This window comes from Paraburkholderia sp. BR14374 (assembly GCF_040948685.1).
In the GTDB taxonomy this organism is placed as follows: Bacteria; Pseudomonadota; Gammaproteobacteria; order Burkholderiales; family Burkholderiaceae; genus Paraburkholderia; species Paraburkholderia youngii.
On sequence record NZ_JBFPKF010000009.1, the window covers coordinates 238,210 to 259,174 of the forward strand.

18 protein-coding genes are annotated in these 20,965 nt (G+C 62.8%); 6 read left to right on the top strand and 12 right to left on the bottom strand.

All coding sequences use genetic code 11. From position 1 onward, the window contains the following. Position 1: 1 nt before the first annotated feature. From tcuA to AB3X86_RS22485, 5 genes are all read left to right on the top strand, one after another. Entirely contained in the window at positions 2 to 1,411 is a 1,410-nt protein-coding gene (tcuA, locus tag AB3X86_RS22465; protein WP_368597694.1) for an FAD-dependent tricarballylate dehydrogenase TcuA, read from the top strand. Further along, positions 1,398 to 2,615 carry a tricarballylate utilization 4Fe-4S protein TcuB gene (gene tcuB, locus AB3X86_RS22470; protein WP_368597695.1) on the top strand — a complete coding sequence of 406 codons (1,218 nt, stop codon included), beginning with the start codon at positions 1,398 to 1,400 and terminating at the stop codon, positions 2,613 to 2,615. Before tcuA ends, tcuB begins: the two co-directional genes overlap by 14 nt. A gap of 45 nt (positions 2,616 to 2,660) precedes the next feature. Beyond that, entirely contained in the window at positions 2,661 to 3,980 is a 1,320-nt protein-coding gene (locus AB3X86_RS22475; RefSeq protein WP_176125537.1) for an MFS transporter, read from the top strand. Positions 3,981 to 4,502: 522 nt separating this feature from the next. Further along, positions 4,503 to 6,071: a hypothetical protein gene (locus AB3X86_RS22480; RefSeq protein ID WP_368597696.1), complete on the top strand. Its 1,569-nt coding sequence runs from the start codon at positions 4,503 to 4,505 to the stop codon at positions 6,069 to 6,071. Positions 6,072 to 6,320: 249 nt separating this feature from the next. Then, on the top strand, positions 6,321 to 7,013 hold the full coding sequence (locus AB3X86_RS22485; RefSeq protein WP_368597697.1) for a phosphatase PAP2 family protein: 693 nt from the start codon (positions 6,321 to 6,323) through the stop codon (positions 7,011 to 7,013). Between the two features lie 15 nt (positions 7,014 to 7,028). Here the strand turns inward: AB3X86_RS22485 and AB3X86_RS22490 are convergent, their stop codons facing one another. The 8 genes from AB3X86_RS22490 to AB3X86_RS22525 form a co-directional block, all read right to left on the bottom strand. Continuing rightward, positions 7,029 to 7,154 (bottom strand): hypothetical protein, encoded by a 126-nt coding sequence (locus tag AB3X86_RS22490; RefSeq protein ID WP_368597698.1) that lies wholly within the window; start codon positions 7,152 to 7,154, stop codon positions 7,029 to 7,031. A gap of 30 nt (positions 7,155 to 7,184) precedes the next feature. Next, on the bottom strand, positions 7,185 to 8,276 hold the full coding sequence (locus AB3X86_RS22495; RefSeq protein WP_368597699.1) for a porin: 1,092 nt from the start codon (positions 8,274 to 8,276) through the stop codon (positions 7,185 to 7,187). Positions 8,277 to 8,345: 69 nt separating this feature from the next. After that, complete coding sequence (gene dmpG, locus AB3X86_RS22500; protein WP_184227784.1) at positions 8,346 to 9,362, bottom strand: 4-hydroxy-2-oxovalerate aldolase; 1,017 nt, start codon at positions 9,360 to 9,362, stop codon at positions 8,346 to 8,348. Between the two features lie 13 nt (positions 9,363 to 9,375). Then, positions 9,376 to 10,326: an acetaldehyde dehydrogenase (acetylating) gene (locus AB3X86_RS22505; RefSeq protein ID WP_368597700.1), complete on the bottom strand. Its 951-nt coding sequence runs from the start codon at positions 10,324 to 10,326 to the stop codon at positions 9,376 to 9,378. A 13-nt stretch (positions 10,327 to 10,339) separates the two neighbouring features. Beyond that, a complete protein-coding gene (locus AB3X86_RS22510; protein WP_368597717.1) occupies positions 10,340 to 11,143 on the bottom strand; it encodes a fumarylacetoacetate hydrolase family protein in 804 nt (267 codons plus the stop codon). Between the two features lie 29 nt (positions 11,144 to 11,172). Then, positions 11,173 to 12,711 carry a bifunctional 3-(3-hydroxy-phenyl)propionate/3-hydroxycinnamic acid hydroxylase gene (locus tag AB3X86_RS22515; RefSeq protein ID WP_368597701.1) on the bottom strand — a complete coding sequence of 513 codons (1,539 nt, stop codon included), beginning with the start codon at positions 12,709 to 12,711 and terminating at the stop codon, positions 11,173 to 11,175. A 107-nt stretch (positions 12,712 to 12,818) separates the two neighbouring features. After that, on the bottom strand, positions 12,819 to 13,673 hold the full coding sequence (bphD, locus tag AB3X86_RS22520) for a 2-hydroxy-6-oxo-6-phenylhexa-2,4-dienoate hydrolase (protein WP_176111910.1): 855 nt from the start codon (positions 13,671 to 13,673) through the stop codon (positions 12,819 to 12,821). A gap of 53 nt (positions 13,674 to 13,726) precedes the next feature. Continuing rightward, positions 13,727 to 14,782, bottom strand: a complete 1,056-nt coding sequence (locus tag AB3X86_RS22525) for a VOC family protein (protein WP_368597702.1) — start codon at positions 14,780 to 14,782, stop codon at positions 13,727 to 13,729. Between the two features lie 116 nt (positions 14,783 to 14,898). On the opposite strand from AB3X86_RS22525, the gene AB3X86_RS22530 reads away from it, so the two are divergent. Further along, positions 14,899 to 15,654, top strand: a complete 756-nt coding sequence (locus AB3X86_RS22530; RefSeq protein ID WP_368597703.1) for a TetR/AcrR family transcriptional regulator — start codon at positions 14,899 to 14,901, stop codon at positions 15,652 to 15,654. 78 nt (positions 15,655 to 15,732) lie between these two features. Here AB3X86_RS22530 and paaK read toward each other — a convergent pair whose 3' ends face one another. The 4 genes from paaK to AB3X86_RS22550 all read right to left on the bottom strand — a co-directional run. Then, positions 15,733 to 17,058, bottom strand: a complete 1,326-nt coding sequence (paaK, locus tag AB3X86_RS22535; protein ID WP_368597704.1) for a phenylacetate--CoA ligase PaaK — start codon at positions 17,056 to 17,058, stop codon at positions 15,733 to 15,735. A gap of 37 nt (positions 17,059 to 17,095) precedes the next feature. After that, a complete protein-coding gene (gene paaH / locus AB3X86_RS22540) occupies positions 17,096 to 18,655 on the bottom strand; it encodes a 3-hydroxyacyl-CoA dehydrogenase PaaH (protein ID WP_368597705.1) in 1,560 nt (519 codons plus the stop codon). Positions 18,656 to 18,669: 14 nt separating this feature from the next. Further along, complete coding sequence (gene pcaF / locus AB3X86_RS22545; RefSeq protein WP_368597706.1) at positions 18,670 to 19,872, bottom strand: 3-oxoadipyl-CoA thiolase; 1,203 nt, start codon at positions 19,870 to 19,872, stop codon at positions 18,670 to 18,672. A gap of 188 nt (positions 19,873 to 20,060) precedes the next feature. Beyond that, positions 20,061 to 20,965 (bottom strand): 2Fe-2S iron-sulfur cluster-binding protein (locus AB3X86_RS22550; RefSeq protein WP_368597707.1); only part of this gene is annotated, 905 nt, incomplete at its 5' end.

Here is a 20,965-nt window from a genome sequence, read left to right on the forward strand (position 1 = left end):
GATGGTCGACGTACTCGTAATCGGAGGAGGCAATGCGGCGCTCTGCGCGGCATTGATGGCGCGCGAAGCCGGCGCGTCGGTTCTGCTCCTCGAATCGGCGCCGCGCGAATGGCGCGGCGGCAATTCCCAACACACTCGCAATTTGCGCTGCATGCACGACGCGCCGCAGGACGTGCTCGTCGATGCCTATCCGGAAGAAGAATTCTGGCAAGACCTGCTGAAGGTCACCGGCGGCATCACGAATGAGCATCTCGCGCGCCTGACGATTCGCGCGTCGTCGTCGTGCCGGCCCTGGATGCAAAAGCATGGCGTCCACTTTCAGCCGCCGCTGTCGGGCGCGCTGCATGTAGCGCGCACCAACGCGTTTTTCATGGGTGGCGGCAAGGCGCTCGTGAATGCGTATTACCGCAGTGCCGAGGCGCTGGGCGTCGAGATTCGCTATGACACGCCGGTCGATTCGCTGGAACTGGACGGCGGCCGTTTCGTCGCGGCCAGGAGTGGCAGCCAGCGCTTCGAGGCACGCGCCTGCGTGCTGGCGGCGGGCGGCTTCGAATCGAACCGCGAATGGCTGCGCGAGGCTTGGGGGCAAAACGAGCGCGGCGAATGGCCCGCCGACAACTTCCTGATCCGCGGCACGCGTTTCAACAAGGGCGTGCTGATCCGCCACATGATGGATGCCGGCGCGGACATGATCGGCGATCCGTCGCAGTCGCACTGCGTGGCCATCGATGCGCGCGCGCCGCTCTATGACGGCGGCATCTGCACGCGCATCGACTGCGTGTCGCTGGGCGTGGTCGTCAATCGCGAGGCCGAGCGCTTCTACGACGAAGGCGAGGACTTCTGGCCGAAACGCTATGCGATCTGGGGACGCCTCGTTGCGCATCAGCCGGGACAGATCGGCTACTCGATCATCGATTCGAAGGCGATCGGCCGCTTCATGCCGCCGGTGTTTCCCGGCGTGAAGGCCGACACGCTGCCCGAACTCGCGCGCCAACTGAAGCTGCCGGAAGCACGCTTCGTGGAGACGCTGTCGCGTTACAACGAGTCATGCCGGGTCGGCACCTTCGATCACACCTCGCTCGACGACTGCCACACGGAAGGCGTCACTCCGCCCAAGACGCACTGGGCCCGCCCCATCGACACGCCGCCGTTCTACGGCTACGCATTGCGTCCCGGCATCACGTTTACGTATCTCGGGCTGAAGACCAACGACCGCGCCCAGGTGCACTTCGGCGGCGAGGCGAGCGAGAACCTGTTCGTCGCGGGCGAGATGATGGCGGGCAACGTGCTCGGCAAGGGCTATACAGCGGGTGTCGGCATGTCGATCGGCACGGCGTTCGGGCGCATTGCCGGCACTCAGGCCGCGCGCGCCGCACTGCAGACAACGGAGGTTTTCTGTGCAGCAAACTGACACGCTCGCGCCCGAACGCACGCGCGCCGCGGCGTTCGAATCGAAGCACGATATGCAACGCACGCGCGACGGCTCGCGCGTGATTCCGATCGTGCCGCTGACCGCAAGCGAAGGCGAAGTGGCGCGCCAGATGCAGATCTGCAACGCGTGCCGCTATTGCGAAGGCTTCTGCGCGGTGTTCCCGGCGATGACGCGGCGCCTCGAATTCGGCAAAGCCGACGTCAACTATCTGGCCAATCTGTGCCATAACTGCGGCGCCTGCTACCACGCATGCCAGTACGCGCCGCCGCACGAATTCGCGGTCAACGTGCCGAAGGCGATGGCGCAAGTGCGCCTCGAAACCTACACCGAATACGCGTGGCCCAAGGCGCTGGGCGGCTTGTACAAGCGCAATGGCGTGACGCTGTCGGTCGCGCTGGCGGCGGGGCTCGCGCTGTTTCTGCTGCTCGGCACCGCCCTGCATGGCGGATTGAGCGGTAACGTCGCGCCCGCGAACTTCTACGCGATCTTCCCGCACAACCTGCTGGCGGCGATGTTCGGCGCGGTCTTCCTGTTCGCGATCGTGGCGCTCGGCAGCGGCGTGACGCGCTTCTGGCGCGACGTGTCGCCGGGAAGCGCGAACGCGAGCACGCCGGCCGTGACGGAAGCGGCGAAAAACGCGCTGACGCTCAAGTATCTCGACGGCGGCCATGGCGACGGCTGCAACGAATCCAACGATGCCTTCACGCTCGCGCGGCGGCGCCTTCACCACTTTACATTCTACGGGTTCATGCTGTGTTTCGCGGCAACGGTGGTGGCGACGCTCTATCACTACCTGCTCGGCGAGGAAGCGCCGTATCCGTTCTTCAGCGTGCCGGTATTGCTCGGCACGGCGGGCGGGATCGGCCTGATCGTCGGGCCCTTGGGGCTGCTGTGGCTCAACCTGAAGCGCCATCCGGAGCAGGGCGATGCGCGCCAGCGTCCGATGGACCGTGCCTTCATCGCGCTGCTGTTGCTCACCAGCGCGTCGGGCCTCGGGCTGCTGGCTTTGCGCGAAACGGCGGCGATGCCGTGGCTGCTGGCGGTGCATCTTGGCATCGTGATCGCCTTGTTCGCGACGCTTCCGTACGGCAAGTTCGCGCACGGCATTTTCCGCTCGGCGGCGCTACTCAAATCGTCAATCGAAAAGCGCCAGCCCAATACCTTGGGTCTCGGCTCGGACTAGGCGCGACACGCGCCGCATATTGGCATAACAACAGGGGACATATTCATGAACGCTACCGAACCACTAGCCGGCACGCCGGTCGGGGCACGCTCGTCCAAAGCCGCGGCCGTACTGCGCGTGACGAGCGGCAACTTCCTTGAGCAGTTCGACTTCTTTTTGTTCGGCTTCTACGCCACGTCGATCTCGAAGATTTTCTTTCCGGCGTCGAGCGAGTTCGCGTCGCTGATGCTGACCTTCGCCGTGTTCGGCGCGGGCTTTCTGATGCGTCCGTTGGGCGCGATCTTTCTCGGCGCCTATATCGACAAGGTGGGGCGGCGTACCGGCCTGATCGTCACGCTGTCGATCATGGCGAGCGGCACGATCCTGATCGCGTGCGTGCCGGGTTACGCGACCATCGGCCTGCTCGCGCCCGCGCTCGTTCTGCTCGGGCGGCTGTTGCAGGGCTTCTCGGCGGGCGCGGAGCTGGGCGGCGTGTCGGTGTATCTCGCGGAAATGGCCACGCCCGGCGCAAGGGGTTTCTACACGAGCTGGCAGTCGGCCAGCCAGCAGGTCGCGATTGTGATGGCGGCGGCGCTCGGCTACGGATTGAATCACTGGATGAGCGCGCAGCAGATCGGCGCGTGGGGCTGGCGCATTCCGTTCTTCATCGGCTGCGCGATCGTGCCGTTCCTGTTCATGCTGCGCCGCTCGCTGCAGGAAACCGCCGCGTTCGAGGCGCGCCGGCATCATCCGCAGACGCGCGAAATCTTCGCGATGCTGCTCAGCAACTGGCGCACGGTGATCGCGGGCATGCTGCTCACCGCGATGACGACGACCACGTTCTATCTGATCACCGTCTACACGCCAACCTTCGGCAAATCCGTTCTCAAACTGTCGACATCGGATAGCCTGATGGTGACGTTGCTGGTGGGCGTGTCGAACTTCATCTGGCTGCCGATCGGCGGCGCGCTGTCGGACCGGATCGGCCGCAAGCCGATTCTGCTCGCCATTGCCGTGCTGGCGATCTTCACCGCGTATCCGGCGCTGTCGTGGCTCGCCGCGGCGCCGAGCTTCGGCCGCATGCTGAGCGTGCTGCTGTGGTTCTCGTTCTTCTTCGGCATGTATAACGGCGCGATGGTCGCCGCGCTCACCGAGGTCATGCCGGCGGAGGTGCGCGTCGCGGGTTTTTCGCTGGCGTTCAGTCTCGCGACGGCGCTGTTCGGCGGCTTCACGCCGGCCGTGTCGACCTTCCTGATCGAAACCACACACGACAAGGCCGCGCCCGGCTACTGGCTAAGTTTCGCCGCGCTGTGCGGGCTTGGCGCGACGCTTGGGCTCTATCGGCGGCGAGCGGAGCGGGCGGCTTCTACTGGTTCGTCGGCGTAAGGCTGTTAGCGCGTTGCCGTTGACGTGCTGAGCTGTATGGAGAGGGCGCCGCCACGGTTGGCGGCGCCCTCTCGCTCATTCCCGATAAAACGGATCGATCCGATCCCAGCCCTCGGTGCTTTCCTTGAACATCTACTTAGCAGCCAGGCATTCCTGCTGAAACGGGATTACGTGCAGAGGTCGGTATCGACGTCGGGCCGTTCATCGTAACAAAGCGATTTCGTCTGCTTTATCGCTTCATTCCATCTGCGCTGCGTCTGTCCAGGAATCTCACGGGTGCCTTCGTCAGCGAGACCCGAAGGAATGTCCTCGCCTTTGTGTGAGGTGACGTACAAATGGCTACGTTGGCGCGCGCGTATGCTTGTAAAAAAAATGACATATATAGCACTATGAGACCGAAAGCGTCCTCGAATAGAGCTGCGCGACAGCTTCCTTGAGAAACGTAAATTTCGGTGAACAGAACAATTCGAGAATACCTTGCGTGGAGGGTTCCAAATTCCAAATCAACCTTCCGAGGTTTCGATGACTGTCAGCGACCGGATGAACACTGGCATTTCGCTAGTGCGTCTGTGGGGTGTGTGGCTTGTTGCGACCGTGGTTGCGTCGGTGCCATTCCTCGTCACGCTATATCCGCCTCTTGGGCAACACTTTTACAATATCGTCAGGGTCGATATCCTTTCTCATCCGGCTTCGTATGCGAGAAACTTTGTGGTTCATTGGGATGCCGTGCCTGACCTCGCCATGGACTTGACCCTCCCGTGGTTCACGAAGCTCATACCGGTAGAATGGGCCGCCTGGCTATTTACCCTCGCTGAACTGGGACTATTGACGTCGGGCTGCCTGGTGTTGAGCCGTGTTGCCAATGGTCGCTGGTCATGGTTGCCGCTTGTCAGCTTCCTGCTGCTCTATAACTGGATACTCATCCGCGGCTACGATAACTTTCTGTTCGGTCTTGGCATTTCCTTTTGGGCGATGGCCGCGCATGTGGCGTTGCGCAGAGCCACCCTCGCACGGATCGTGGTCTCGTGCTGCAGTGCCCTCGTTATTTACTTTTGCCATCTGTTTCCACTCGCCGTTTTCGCTCTGGTGATAGGCACGTGGGAACTTGGCTGTCTTCTTCGCGAGGGGAAGATCTCGAGTCAATCAATGGCTCGCCACGCGGCCGCGAGCGTCGTTCCGTTGCTGCTTCCGCTTGCACTGTTGGTCCGCAGCAGCACCAGTGGCCTTCACGGGTCAACTCACTTCGGCCTTCTCCACGTACTTTCGAAGCTCGCTTTATGCATCAATGTCTTCTCGGTGGGCAATCGCGCGGGCGATGTGGCGATCGTGGCGGGGTTGAGCCTGTTCGTGGCCATTGGTCTCGTTCTGAAATGGTGGACGTGCGAGCCAGAGTTCCGGATAACCGTGTTTTCACTTCCACTGGTAGTCATACTCGCACCGTTTGACGCATTTGCTTCCTACGGTGTGATCGAGCGATGTGCGATCAGCTTCGCGTTTTTGCTGACTGCGTTGTTTGGCATACGGCCCTCGGTGGCGCCACGTTTTCAACGTATCGGCGCAGTCGCGCTCACGCTTGTCTTTGTTTTCCGGATCTTGACGGTGACTGAAGACTGGCGCGGCGACAGGCCTGTCATTGAGGCTTACCGCAATACGTTCGCTTCGCTGAAGGCCGGTTCGGTGTTGTTCCAGTACAAGCAGGACACCGCCGACCGGTCTCCATGGAAAGACCCCCACCGCTGGAATCCATATCTGGACAAGGTGGTGGCGCTCGCAACGGTGAATGGCGTTCTGGTGCCGGATTTGTATCTCAAACCGGGGCAGCAACCCGTGCTTTACCGGAGCGAGAACGTAGCATTGAGGGAGTTCCAGGACGACAGCTCCACCCGGAAACCGAATGTCTTAGCAGATGGCGAGATGCTGCGCGCCTGGTCGACTGAACTGCTGGATCGTTTCCCGGACCTTCAAAGCCGGTTCACGACGGTCTATCTTGCGGTGCTCGACCCGTACCGGCGTCTACCCGAGACGCTTGATGGTTGGCAACTGGTTGCGACTTTGCCGGAACATCGGCTCTATGAATTGCGCCCCCGCTGAGCTCGAATCTTGACGGCAGGCTACCACGACGCATGAGCGTTATACGATCTCTACCAGGCATCATACGACGGGTTGCATCGAGCAGACTATCGTTGTTCGTTGATCTCTTCAGGTAGTAGACCGTCCTCAAAAGTTTGCGATGGAATTGTGCAGTAGAAGTTGTCGGTGAAAGTAAGCGTCGTGAAATGTGGCACATCCAATGGACCATGCTGATTTCCGATGGGACCAGCTCGATATTCTTACAAGACAATGAACAGCATCGATTCATCTATCGAAACATATCTATCCAACATCCACTTCGGGAATCTCACGACCCAAACCATAGAGGTCATTGCAGACCTCTACACGTTCAAAGGGCTCGTACTCATACCGTTGCTGTGGTGGATGTGGTTTCAGCGTGGCGATCGCCGCGAATGGCGGCGGGAAATGGTGCTCGCAACGCTTCTCAGCGGCCTCCTGGCGCTCTTCATCGGAAGGCTGCTGACTCACTGGTTGCCGTTCCGAGTGCGTCCCGTCTTTAGCAGCGAGTTGCATCTGCGCTTCGCGGGTCGCGTCATCGACGACGCACAGCTGTCGACATGGAGTTCCTTCCCAAGCGATCACGCAATGCTATGGATGGCGATCGCGACTGGCATCTTCCTCGTGTGGCGGGCCGTCGGTGTGCTGGTGCTTATCTATGCGGTGCTGGTCATTTGCGTGCCGCGCGCCTATCTCGGCTTTCACTATCCGTCCGACTTGTTGGTGGGCGCGCTCATCGGCGCCGGAATCACCTATCTAATGACGCGAGATGCGATTCGCGTGCGCTACGCTACTCCGGCGCTGCGTTGGATGGACCGTTACCCGGGACCGTCAGCATCGCTGGCGTTCATGCTGTGCCTCGAACTCGCCACGCAGTTCGACGAACTGCGCAAGCTGGCCGGCAGTGTGATCAGACACCTATGAATTACCCGTCCTGATTCAATCGGCAATGCGTTTGAAACTGGCAGAGCAATCGTCGGCGTAGTAGCAGGCGTCGTGCAGTGTGGCGAGCAGCATCGAGTTGAAAGCGGCTACGACGGAGCCACCGCCCGCAAGCGTTGCCAATCGCCACCTCCAGCCCAGAACAGCCGGATATCAGAACGCGGTGCGAAGGCCAACTCGTGCAATGGCTTGCGACGTCGTGCTAGACGATCCGTTGGGACCCATGATGCCGTTGATGGCAGCCTGCGAGCCTGCGCTCGCCTTCTGATAAACCCCCTCCGCATAAACCATGCTCCGCTTGGAGAGCGAATAGTTCAGCGTTGCACCAAGCTGATGCGCGTGGTTGTTGTTGAGTTCCTCGTTACCTTTCAGGTACATATAGTTCCCGCCGAACGACCACGCGGGAGTGATCTGCCAACTGGCGCCGACTTGTGCGGCAAAGGCCGCGGCGCCGTTGAACGAGTTGCGCACGCTCGTGAAGTTCGCGACCGTGTAGACGGGTCCGATTACATAGTGAGCGCCGAAACCCCAGTTCGTGATTGGAATCTGCGGCGAGCCGTTGCTGGATCCGGGATATTTCGCTTTCGTGTAGGCGGCGCCGACTCCGAATGGACCGGCACCGTAATTCAACCCGAAGCTCATGGTTGAATTCGACCCGAACGAACCAGCCACTCCGCCGAGCGAATACATTGCCCCAGCGGACAAGCCCGCAAACACCGGTGATTGATACTTGATCGAATTGGCCGCCGGGATGCCGCTCATGCGGCTCCAGTCGAACCAGCCGGTCGGGTTTTGCGGAATGTTCAGTTTCTGGAACGGGCCGGCCGCGAAGTTGTACAAGCCGCCAGTGAACACGGCAGGAGCATTGCCCGCCTCGGTCAGCGACGTCGTCATGAAATCTAAGACATTGCCGAAAGTCAGCTTGCCGAAGCTGGCACTATCCAGACCGACGTAAGCATTCCGCCCGAAGATGCCCGGCTGCACCGTCGCGCCCGTACCGAGCTGAAACTGGTTCTCCAACTTGAAAATGACCTTGTTTCCACCGCCGATATCTTCGGCGCCCTGCAACCCGAACAGGTTCGGCGTATAGATGCCGTCGTCGAACTTCGTGACCGAATGCCCCCCCTGGTTCGTCACATAGGAGACGCCCCCGTCAATCAGGCCGTACAGCGTGACGTTGCTCTGGGCGAACGCGTATCCGACAGGCAGGAATCCAAAAAGAATTGCAATGGAATGTTTTTTCATTCCAGTCTCCAGATAGTTTATTTGATCGATCTTTTGTGCAGCTTCAATGAGGCTGCTAGTCCGCGCGCTTCAAGCCTGGCGTGCCTGCTTCAAGTCGAGCGCGACATCGACGATCATGTCTTCCTGGCCGCCGACCATGCGGCGCTTGCCCAGCTCGACCAGAATGTCGACGGTCTTCAGACCGTACTTCTTCGCGGCCACTTCCGAATGACGCAGGAAGCTCGAATACACGCCCGCATAGCCGAGCGCGAGCGTTTCGCGGTCCACGCGCACCGGCCGGTCCTGCAGCGGACGCACGATGTCGTCGGCGGCGTCCATCAGCGTGTAGAGGTCGGTGCCGTGATTCCAGCCCATGCGCTCCGCTGCCGCGATGAACACTTCGAGCGGCGCGTTGCCCGCGCCCGCGCCCATGCCCGCGAGCGATGCGTCGATGCGGTCGCAGCCTTCTTCCACGGCGACGATCGAATTCGCCACGCCGAGCGACAGGTTGTGGTGCGCGTGCATGCCCGTCTGCGTTTCGGGTTTCAGCACGGCCTTCACCGCGCGGAAGCGGTCGCGCACATCGTTCATCGTCAGTGCGCCGCCCGAATCGACTACGTAAATGCAGGTCGCGCCGTAGCTCTCCATCTTCTTCGCTTCGATGGCGAGGTTCTCCGGCGTGGTCATGTGGCTCATCATCAGGAAGCCGACGGTGTCCATGCCGAGTTCGCGCGCGTATTCGATGTGCTGCTTCGAAATGTCCGCTTCCGTGCAGTGGGTCGCCACGCGCACCACGCGTGCGCCCGCGTTATATGCAGCCTTCAGGTCGTGAATCGTGCCAATGCCGGGCAGCAGCAGCGTCGCGATCTGCGCGTGCTCGACGACATCCGCGACCGCTTCGATCCATTCGAGGTCGCTATGCGCGCCGAAGCCGTAGTTGAAGCTCGAACCTTGCAGGCCGTCGCCGTGCGCGACTTCGATGCTGTCCACTTTCGCGCGGTCCAATGCGCGTGCGATGTCCTGCACGTTCTGGATCGAGTACTGGTGACGAATCGCGTGGCTGCCATCGCGCAGCGTCACGTCGGAGATATACAGTTTCTTGTCCATGCGGGGAGTCTCCTTAAGCCTCTGATGCCTGCACGAGCGCCTGCGCCATACGCTCGGCGGTCGCGAGCGCGGCCGAAGTCATGATGTCGAGATTGCCGGCATAGGCTGGCAGGTAATGCGCGGCGCCTTCGACCTCGATGAAGACCGACGTCTTCAGGCCGCTAAAGCGGCCGAGGCCCGGAATGTTGAGTGGCGCGTTCGCGGGAATTTCGTCGAACTGCACCTTCTGCTTCAGACGATAGCCGGGCACGTACGCCTGAACCGCGGCGGCCATCTGCTCGATCGACGCTTCGACCTTGTCGAGGTCGGCCATCTCCGACAGCGTATAGACGGTGTCGCGCATCATCACCGGCGGCTCGGCCGGATTGAGCACGATGATCGCCTTGCCCTTCACTGCGCCGCCGACCGCTTCGATCGCCTTCGACGTGGTCTCGGTGAATTCATCGATATTCGCGCGCGTGCCGGGACCGGCCGACTTGCTGCTGATCGACGCGACGATCTCCGCGTAATGCACCTTCGCCACGCGCGACACGGCCGCGACCATCGGGATGGTCGCCTGTCCGCCGCAGGTCACCATGTTCACGTTGGGCGCGCCGATATGCGCGTCGAGATTGACGACCGGCACGCAGTACGGCCCGATCGCGGCCGGCGTCAGATCGATCACGCGAATCGAAGGCTTCAGCTTTCGCAATAGCGCATCGTTCTTCACGTGTGCGCCGGCCGAGGTCGCGTCGAACACGAAGTCGATGTCATTGAATACCGGCAGACGTGTCAGACCTTCGACGCCTTCATGCGTGGTCGCGACGCCAAGCCGCGCGGCGCGCGCGAGACCGTCCGAGTTCGGATCGATGCCGACCATCGCCGCCATCTCGAGATGCCGGCTGTTGCGCATGATCTTGATCATCAGATCGGTGCCGATGTTGCCCGAGCCGATGATCGCGACCTTCAGTTTTTCGGAAGCCATATAAAGTCCTGATTCAAGCGATAAACGTGGCACGCACGCTGCCGAGGCCTTCGATCTGCGCGCAGTAAGTGCCCGGCTCCTTGACGGCGACCATCGGGCCGAGCGCGCCGGTCAGCACGACGCCGCCGGCGCGCAGCGGCGTGCCGAGCTGGACCATGCGATCCGCGAGCCACACGGCGGCGTTCAGCGGATTGCCGAGACACGCCGTGCCGCTGCCGTGTGAGAGCACTTCGCCGTCGCGCGACAGCGTCATCGCGCACGCGGCGAGGTCGATCCGCGACAGCGGCACCGGCCGGCTGCCGAGCACGAACAGCGCGCTCGACGCGTTGTCCGCGACCGTATCGACGAAGCGGATGTCCCAGTTTTCGATGCGGCTGTCGACAACCTCGATCGCGGCCAATGCGTACGCACTGGCGCGCAGGATGTCGACGAACGTGTGCTTGTCGTGCGTGAGGTCGTGTTCGAGCACCAGCGCGATTTCGGCTTCGACCTTCGGCTGGATCAGTTTCGACAGCGGCATCGGTTCGCTGTCGCCGTAGGCCATGCCGGCGAACAGCGCGCCGAAGTCGGGCTGATCGACGCCAAGCTGCTTCTGCACGGCAACGGACGTCAGACCGATCTTGCGGCCGACGATGCGCTCGCCGTTCGCGACGCGCAGATCGACGTTCGCCTGCTGCACTGCGTAGGCGGTGGCGACGTCGTCGAGCGGGATGCCGCCCGCAGCGATGTCGCCGCGTACGGGCGAGACGGTCTGGCGCATCGCTTCCGCATCGCGCAGGCGCGAGGCCAGCGCGTTGACGACGTTGGCGTCATGCATGTTCATGTTTCTCCCTGGTTTGAGACGTGTCAGGTAGGTACCGCAAGACCGCTGACGTCGGCGGAGGCGACGAAGCGATCGGGGCGCAGTGCGACTGCGCGCGCACCGTACTTGCGCAACCATGGGCGCAGTACGCCGTCGAGGTCGACGAATTCGTCGCAGCCCTTGGTGTGCTGATCCTGTTGGCGCAGCGCGATGTAGCGGGCGCCGAGCTGGTCCCACGCCGCTTTTTCATCGGGCGTGAGCAGCGTGGCGGGGTCGACGTCGTCGCCGAGCAGCACGAAGCCGTCGCCGAGCAGGTCGTCCAGCCGTGCCATCACCCCGCGGTTATCGCCCACGACGGGTTGCGGGACCATGCGGCCCACGATGCTGTCGTGAGCGAGCGGACCGCGCAGCCAGCCGGCTTCCAGCACCGGCGGCGCGATGAGCGGCTGCTCCGGCGCGTCGGGCGGAGGCGGTGCATTGAGCGCGGCTTGTTCTTCTTCGGAGAGTTCCTGTTTGATGATGCGGCCGAGTTGCACGGCAAGGCCGGTGTAGAACGCCGCATTGGGCCGACGTTCCGCTTCATAGGTGTCGAGGAACTGCTCGGGCAGCGTGCCCTTGAGCACGCCCGCGAGCTTCCAGCCCAGATCGAACGCGTCGCGCATGCCGGTTTGCATGCCCGCGCCTGCCCAGGGCGGCATCAGATGCGCCGCGTCGCCCGCGAGAAACACGCGCCCGACACGCCACTTGTCGGCCATCCGCGTATGGTGGCGATAGAACGCATACTGGTGGATTTCGACGTCGTCCTCGGTGACACCAAGTGCTTTCAGCAGCGGCCAGACGTCCTCGTTCGTCGCGAAGTCCGCTTCCGACTCGGTAGGCTTCAGCGGCAGTTCCCAGCGGTGGTTGCCGCCAGACAGCGCGATGTCCACCACCGGCCGTTCCTTGTCGGACCAGAACGTCAGCAGGTTGCGGTCCGGCCACCAGCGCTTGACGCGGCAGTCGATCACGATCCACTGCACGTCGAGCGTATCGCCCAGCAGCTTGACGCCGAGCCTGCCGCGCGTGGCACTGCTGCCGCCATCGCAGCCGATCACGTAGCGCACGCGGGTCTGTTCCGTTTCGCCAGTCGCGAGGTCCCTTGCGGTCACCGTGACGCCGGTTTCATCCTGCTCCAGCGACACGACTTCGAAGCCGTAGCGCACGTCGATGTATTCGGCGCGCTTCGCCGCGCATTCGCGCAGTGTGGACTCCATCGTCGGTTGATAGATGTTGAAAAAGCGCGGCTTGATGCCGAGTGTCGAAGGCGGGTGCTCGATGCGCAAAATCTCGGTGCCGTCATAGCGCATCCAGCGTAGCGCGCGTTGCGGATCGATCTGCTTGAGCACCGGTTCGTCGACGCCGAGATTCTGGAAGATGCGCATCGTCCAGTCGTTGACGGTGACTGCGCGCGCACGCTGGTAAATGTCTTTGTGTTGCTCGAACGCGATGGTGGAAATGCCGTGTTTCGCGAGGGTCAGCGCGGCGATCACGCCGGTTGGCCCATAGCCGACGATGGCAACCTCGGCGTCGTACTCATTGGTCATATCTTGTCTCCACTAGATATTCTGGATGTTCAACGTGGCAGCGGGATGCGCGTATTCGCAGCGCAAGGGCCAGCGCGATGACGGCGACCGCCGCCGTCGCCCGTCTCTCAGTTGTTCAGGAAATCGATGACGAGGCGGTTGAACTCGTCGGCGTGTTCCCACTGAGCCCAGTGGCCGCACTGCGGCAGGATATGGAGTCGCGCATCCTGCAAGGTATTGATCATGCGCAGGCCGTGATCGAGAGGCACGAAGCGGTCGTCGCGGCCCCACGTGATCAGCGTCTTGTGAGCGATTTGCGGAAAGCGTGCGGACAGGTCCCATGTGGTCACGGGGCAAAGCTTCGAACTCGCGATGAAGTTCTTCAGGTGGTTCAGGTTCGACTCGATGTTGTTCCAGCGTCCGCGACGCAACTCCTCGGTGATTGCGCCAGGCCAGTACACGAACACTTCGAGCATGGCCTCGAAGTTCTCATAGGTGGGTTCTGCATAGAGCTTGAACATGCGTTTGATGCCTTCGCCCGGCTGAGGCTGGAGGATGCTCGGACCCTGAGCGCCAGGTCCCATCAACACCATGCGATCGAGGCGTTCCGGATACTCCAGCGCGAAGCTCAATGCCGATGCTCCGCCCATCGAGTTGCCGACCAGATGCACGTTGGCGATGCCAAGCGCATCGAGCACCCCTTTGGTCGCGCGCGCGTTCAGCAGGTTGCGGGGCACGTCGCTGACGATCTCGCCTGATTTGTTGAAGCCGGGGCTGTCGATGAGCAGCACTCGAAATCCCGCGTTCACAAGCGCGTCGACATTGCGGTAGTAGTTGCTCCAGCCGCTTGCGCCGGGCCCGCCGCCGTGCAGCATGGCGACGGCAGGGCCGTGGCCGGCGTCGTTGAAATGGATGGTGAAGTTCTCGAGACCAGGTTCGTTGATCGTCACGAACTTGCTGGTGCTGGCTTCGGTCAAGGTCATACTGTGGCTCCAGGAATATGGTCTTGCAGTCAAGCTATGTGATGAGTCGGGATTCAATGCGCGTTGGGGGCGGGCGCGCCGGGCGGCGGATTCAGTTTGTGTCCCCAGTCGCTGAGTTCGGAGTAGCGCTTGATTTCCCATGTGTCGTCGTTCACCACGATGCCGCCCGCGCCGAATTCGATCGCGAAACCGGACGGCGAGATCATGTAGAACGAAAACATCTGGTCGTTGGGGTGATGGCCCAGTTCCATCAGGATCGGCACGCCGGCCTGCTTGCAGCGGTCGTAGGCGAGGCCGACGTCGTTGGCGTCGGTGCACTCGACCATGATGTGGTGGATACGTTTGGGGACCGGGAACGGCACCTCCGCGACCGCCATCGAGTGGTGACGTCCGCTGCGAGCGTGGAAGAACGTGACGTCGAGGTTCACGCCCGGTGCGGCTTCGCCAGTGATGGAGTCGCTGAGCTTCAGGCCGAGCACGTCCTGGCAAAACGCTTTGGCGCGCGCACTCTGCTTGGGCACCGTGACGAAGTGGCCAGCACCCAGGCGTCCTGTGCTGAATGCTCCGCGCAGTACCGAGGAGCGGAATGCGTCGCGCGTGTGAGCGCGGTACGCGCAGCTATAGAACTCGTGGCTGATGCCGTCGGGATCGTGGCACACGAACAGGCGGGCTACGCGGCGCTGCTCGGCGATTTCACGATCCGCCTCGACGATCCCGGCTCCGCGGGCACGCGCCTGATCGACGAACGCGTCGAGCTGCGCATCCGTTTCGAATTCCCAGCCGGCGGCGAGGAAGTCGTCGAGCTCGCTCTTGACCAACAGGAAGCGCTGCTCGTAATCATCCATACGCAGGCCGAGCGATTCGCCGGCGACGCGCCTGCCCACCTGCAAACCCAGTACGTTGACGGCGAACCCCTCCCATGCCGCCAGGTCGCTTACGCCAAGGACCATATACCCCAGTGTCGACACGCTGTGCATAGCTCTCCTTATGTTCAAGTTCTGTTGACGGGCCATTGGCCCGGAAATGTTGCGAAGCACTCTCCGGTGCGTGCTCGTGTCCGGATCGGGCGATGAGGAACAACGCCCGATCCGGATGCTGGTCTGGCTCATTCCCACAGTTGGAATTAGTGTACCGATCGGTCCAATCGCGAACAGCCAGGGCAAACCAGTAATGAACCGATCGGTCCAATAAGCTAGAAAAGGGGGCGAAGCGGTATACTTTTAGAATGGAAACCACACAGCAAATTGGCAATCGACGCGGCCAGAGATCGCGCCAGGAAATCCTCGACGCGGCCGCCCGCGTGATGTCGGCCTATGGCTACACCGGCACCTCGATGTCGGCGCTGGTCGAAGCAACCGGAATCCCGAAGAGCGCGATTTATCATCATTTCGGCTCCAAGGCCGGGCTGTTGGCGGAGGTGATGGCCCAAGGCGCGCGGGGCTTCTTCGCCGCGATGCGTGAAGCTCACCAGAATGCCCCGGAGGGCGGCACGTCGCGCGAGCGTCTGGGCTGGTATCTGAAGAAGACGGGGGAGGTATTCCAGCACCGCGAGAACTTCCTGCGCCTGTTGGTCGTCATGGTGATGAGCAACGAGGCCGCGGAGCCGGAGGCGATCCAGACGGTGATCGAGGTGCGCAACGAAGGCCGCGACTATATGCGCGAGATGATCCGCAGCGCGTTCAGCGCTGAAGGCGACGCCGCGGCGTCAGCGGTCGCCGACGAACTGGCGTATTTCGGCATGCTCGGCTTCGACGGCGCTTTCGTCTCCTTTCAATCTGGCGACAACAGATCGATGGAAACGCATATGGCGCAGCTCACCGATGCGCTGATTGCGCTAGGCGAGGCGCGTGCCGCGTCGTTCCGGGAAGCGACACGGGCAGCGGGCCGCAAGCGCGACGCTAAACCGGCGAAGGACTCTGTCCTGCTGGCGGAGAAGCGGCCGAAAAGCAAAGCGGTGCAAAAGGGCGGCATCGCTGGCTAACTCAGCCTCGCGCGGCCACGTTGAACGGGCAGAGCGGGCGTTGCGCGAGTCCCCGCGCGCAGCGCCTCTGATCGATGCTTAGAGGTTCGCGCCCCGCAGATCGACGACGCGTTTCGCCTTGCCGGTGCCGGTCATTGGAATATGTCCGGCAAGCGCGACCGAGACCGTCGTCGAGACGCCGACCATCGTCTTGATGCGATGCTGCAGTTCGCGCGCGAGCGCTGTCCGATCGTGGTCGCTCAACGACTCGCCGACCTCCGGCCGCGCTTCGACGCACACCGCCAGAGAATCCAGATGCCCGTCGCGTTTGACCGTCAATTGATATTGCGCGCTCAGCTTGGGAATCGCGAGAATCAGCTCTTCGATCTGGCTCGGAAACACGTTGACGCCCCGGATGATCAGCATGTCGTCCGAGCGTCCGGTGATCTTCGCGAGCCGGCGCATCGCGCGGGAAGTCGGAGGCAACAGCGAGGTCAGATCGCGCGTGCGATAGCGGATGACCGGCATGGCTTCCTTCGTCAGCGAAGTAAAGACCAGTTCGCCTTCGCTTCCATCCGGCAGCACCTCGCCGGTAACGGGATCGATGATTTCCGGGTAGAAGTGGTCTTCCCAGATCACCGGACCGTCCTTGCTTTCGATGCACTCCGCCGCGACGCCGGGGCCCATCACTTCTGAGAGGCCGTAAATGTCGACCGCGTCGATTCCCGCCCGTGTTTCGATTTCGCTACGCATGGCCTGGGTCCAGGGCTCGCCGCCGAAGACACCCACCTTCAGCGACGATTCGGCCGGATTCATCCCTTGGCGCGTCATCTCGTCGATCAGGTTAAGCATGTACGACGGCGTGACCAGAATGATCGATGGTTCGAAATCGCGGATCAGCTGAACCTGCTTTTCCGTCTGGCCGCCGGACATCGGCACCACCGTGCAGCCGAGCCGCTCCGCGCCGTAGTGAATGCCCAGCCCGCCCGTGAACAGGCCATAGCCGAACGCGTTGTGCAGCGTGTCGCCGCGACGGCCGCCGGCAGCGCGGATCGAACGCGCGACGATGTCGGCCCAGGTATCGATGTCGCGTGCGGTGTAGCCCACGACCGTCGGCTTGCCCGTGGTCCCGCTCGATGCATGCACACGCACCACCTGGTCGCGCGGTACCGCGAAAAGACCGAACGGATAGTTGTCGCGCAGGTCCTTCTTCATCATGGTCGGAAACCTGGCCAGATCGGACAGTTCCTGCAGATCGTCCGGATGCACGCCAGCGGCATCGAACGCCTTGCGGTAATGCGCCACGTTGTCGTAGGCATGGCGTACCGACCATTTGAGGCGAGTCAGTTGCAGAGCCTGCAGCTCGTCGCGGCTGGCGCGTTCGATCGGTTCGAGTTCGTCGGATTGAGGGGTGCGTCGGACCATGGGAGTCTCCGGAATACTGGAATTGGATTGATTCGAGTCAGGCTGCGCTGTCGATGGCAGCGCGGGCATGCCATGACGCACGCGACCACGAAAGTGCGGCTAGTAGCGGTGAAATGCGGTACCGGTCTTCACCGTAATGGGTGCAGAGATTGCTCAGTACCGTAGAGAACAGAGCGACGCCCGCGTTATCCGCCCACTTCAGCGGGCCCAATGGATAGTTGACGCCTTTTTCCATCGCCAGGTCGAGATCCGCAGCCGTGCACACGCCCTGATTGACTGCATCGGCCGCTTCGTTCACCAGCATCGCGACGGTCCGCATCACGATCATGCCGGCCACATCGGCCATCGGCACGACCGAGTAGCCGGCCGCCTGCATCGCGCCGACGACGGCCGCATAGGCCGAATCACTGCATTGCCGCGCACGGGCGAGCGCGACCGTGCTGCAGCCGGCGTAGTCGAGTGCGAGGTCGACGAGCACCAAGTTGTCGTGATCCATGTCGCGAGCGCATTGAGTTGCCGTGCGCCCGTCGGTCAGTCGCAGCAGCGCGTCGTCGATTTGCGCGACCACACCGTCGGCGCGTTCGGTTTCTGGCATCGTCGCGGTAACGAGCCCGGCATCCAGCAGCCTTTGTTGAAGCAGCGCGATCACGCCGGACTGCGCAAACAGTTTGACGACCCGCGGAGAATCCGCGGGTGGCGCAAGCCGCGGGCTCGGGCGCGCGGCGTTCGGACCATATTCGTAGAAACCACGTCCCGATTTGCGGCCGAGAAAACCCGCATTGATCAGCTCCTGCTGGATCAATGACGGCGTGAACCGGGGATCGTTGAAATACGCGCGAAACACCGACTCGGTGACCGCGAAATTGACGTCGTGTCCGATCAGGTCCATCAGCTCGAACGGTCCCATCCGGAAGCCACCCGCCTCGCGGATCACCTCGTCGATCGACGCGGCACTCGCTGCCTGCTCGTTCAAAAGCCGCAGACCTTCGGCGTAAAACGGACGTGCCACGCGGTTCACGATGAAGCCGGGCGTCGAGCGCGCGTAGACGGGCGTCTTGCCCCACGCGGCGGCCGTCTCGTACACGCAGGTCGCGACGTCCGGCGATGTGGCGAGGCCGCTGACCACTTCGACCAGCGCCATCACGGGCGCGGGATTGAAGAAGTGCATGCCCACGAGGCGCGACGGAATCTTCAGCGTCGCACCGATCGCCGTGACGGAAATCGACGAAGTGTTGGTCGCGAGAATGCAGGCGTCGTCCACGTGCTCTTCGAGCTCGGCAATAATCTTGCGCTTCACTTCCAGCCGTTCGGCGACGGCTTCGATGACGAGCCCCGCATCGCGCATCGCGGCCAACTGGTCGACCGCAAACAGCCTTCCGTTCGCTTGAGCGGCAGCCGTCGCGTCGAGGCGGCCTTTGTCGACGAGCCTCGTGAGATTCGCGGCGATGCCCTGGATGGCCTTTGCGACCGTAGCGGCATCGAGATCGAACAGGGCGACCCGGTGTCCGGCGAGCGCGGCCACCTGGGCGATACCCGCACCCATCGCGCCCGCGCCGACGATGCCGACGATCGTGGAAGTCTTCAATACGTTCGACATGCGAGTGGCTCCGCTCAAACGCGCTCGATCGCAATCGCGATGCCCTGGCCAACGCCGATGCACATCGTGCAAAGCGCGAAGCGTGCATTGCGGCGTTCGAGTTCGTAGGTCGCCGTCGTGACCAGCCGGGCACCCGAAGCGCCGAGCGGATGGCCCAACGCGATCGCACCGCCGTTCGGATTGACGCGGGGATCGTCTTGCGCGACGCCGAGACGGCGCAGCACCGCGATACCCTGCGACGCGAACGCTTCGTTCAGCTCGATCACGTCGAACTGGTCGAGCGTCATGCCGAGGCGCGCAAGCAGCTTCTCGGTGGCCGGTGCGGGTCCGATGCCCATGATGCGCGGCTCGACGCCAGCCGTAGCCATGCCCAGGATGCGGGCACGCGGCGTCAAATGGTTGCGCTTCGCTGCCTCTTCGCCTGCGATCAGCAGCGCGCAAGCGCCGTCGTTGACACCCGAAGCGTTACCCGCCGTCACCGTGCCGTCGGGGCGCACCACACCTTTGAGTTTCGCCAGCGCCTCGAGCGAGGTCTCGCGCGGATGTTCGTCGCGATCGACCACGAGGGGTTCGCCCTTCTTTTGGGGAATGCGCACCGCGGTGATTTCCTGGGCCAGCGTACCGTCCGCCTGAGCGCGCGCGGCGCGTTGCTGGCTGCGCAGCGCAAAGCGGTCTTGCGAGTCGCGGTCCACGCCGAAGTCGTCGGCCACGTTTTCCGCCGTTTCGGGCATCGAGTCGACGCCGTACTGGCTGCGCATCAGCGAATTGACGAAGCGCCAGCCGATCGTCGTGTCATGGATTTCGGCGGAGCGCGAGAACGCCGTCGCCGACTTGCCGACCACGAAAGGTGCGCGCGTCATGCTTTCGACGCCGCCCGCAATGTAAAGGTCGGCATCGCCCGCGCGGATCGCGCGCGCGGCGCTGCCCACCGCGTCCATCCCCGAGCCGCACAGGCGGTTTATCGTGGAGCCGGGGACGTCGATCGGCAAGCCCGCGAGCAAAGCGGACATGCGGGCGACGTTTCGATTGTCCTCGCCGGCCTGGTTCGCGCATCCGTAGAGGACGTCCGCGACCTGCTGCCAGTCCACCGACGGATTGCGCTGCATCAGCGCGTGAATCGGCACGGCGCCGAGGTCGTCCGCGCGAACATCCTTCAGTACGCCTGCATAACGTCCGAACGGAGTGCGAATGGCATCACAGATAAAGGCTTCGGTCATGGTGTTTTCCGGTAGAGAAATTGAACGATTCAGGCTTTGCATCCGCAACAGGGTTGCGCGGTGCGATCAGACATGAGCGGCTTCGCGCGGCGGCACGTGACGCCGTACCTACCGTCGGTGCTTGTTGAACAGTGAATGACACATGAGATGGAACTTTGATCGAAGACGGGGGTGTGATGCGCTGGCGCTTATCGTTCGTCGTAACTGACGACGACCCTGTCGCTCACCGGATGACACTGGCACGTCAGCACGAACCCGTCGCGGACCTCGTGTTCTTCGAGCGTGTAGTTCTTTTCCATCTTCACTTCGCCCTCGAGCACCTTCGCGCGACACGTGCAGCACACGCCACCCTTGCACGCATACGGCAGCGCGAGACCGGCGCGCAGCCCGACGTCGAGCACGCTCACGCCCTGATACGGCAGGCGCAGCCTGCGCCGCTTGCCGTCCAGCACGATCTCGAGGTCGGCCGCCGGGGTGTCCGCGGTGATCTCGACGGGCGGCACGCCCGCCTGCGGCAGCGGCGTGCCGAAGCGCTCGACGTGCACCTTCGCGGGCGGCACGCCGGCGGCCTTCAGCGCCGCCTCGGCCGCGTCCATCATCGGCGCGGGGCCGCAGATGAACGCCTCGTCGATCGCGTCGGCCGGCAGCAGCTGGTCGAGGAACGCCGCGCACTTTTCCTGGTCGAGCACGCCGTTGAACAGCTCGACGTCCTGCAGGTCGTCCGACAGCACGTGATACAGCACGAAGCGGTTCATGAAGCGGTTCTTCAGATCCTCGAGCTCCTCGGCGAACATGATCTGGTCGACGCTGCGGTTGCCGTACACCAGCGTGAACGTGCTGCGCGGCTCGACTTCGAGCGTCGTCTTGATGATCGCGAGCACCGGCGTGATGCCCGAGCCGCCCGAGAACGCGAGGTACTGCTGGCCCTGTTCGGCGTTCAGGTGCGTGAAGAAGCGGCCGTCCGGGGTCATCACGTCGATCGTGTGGCCGGGCTGCAGCGTGTCGAACGCGAAGTTCGAGAAACGCCCGCCGCGCACGCGCTTGATGCCGATGCGCAACTCGCCGTCGCGGTCGTAGTCGGTGACGCCCACGC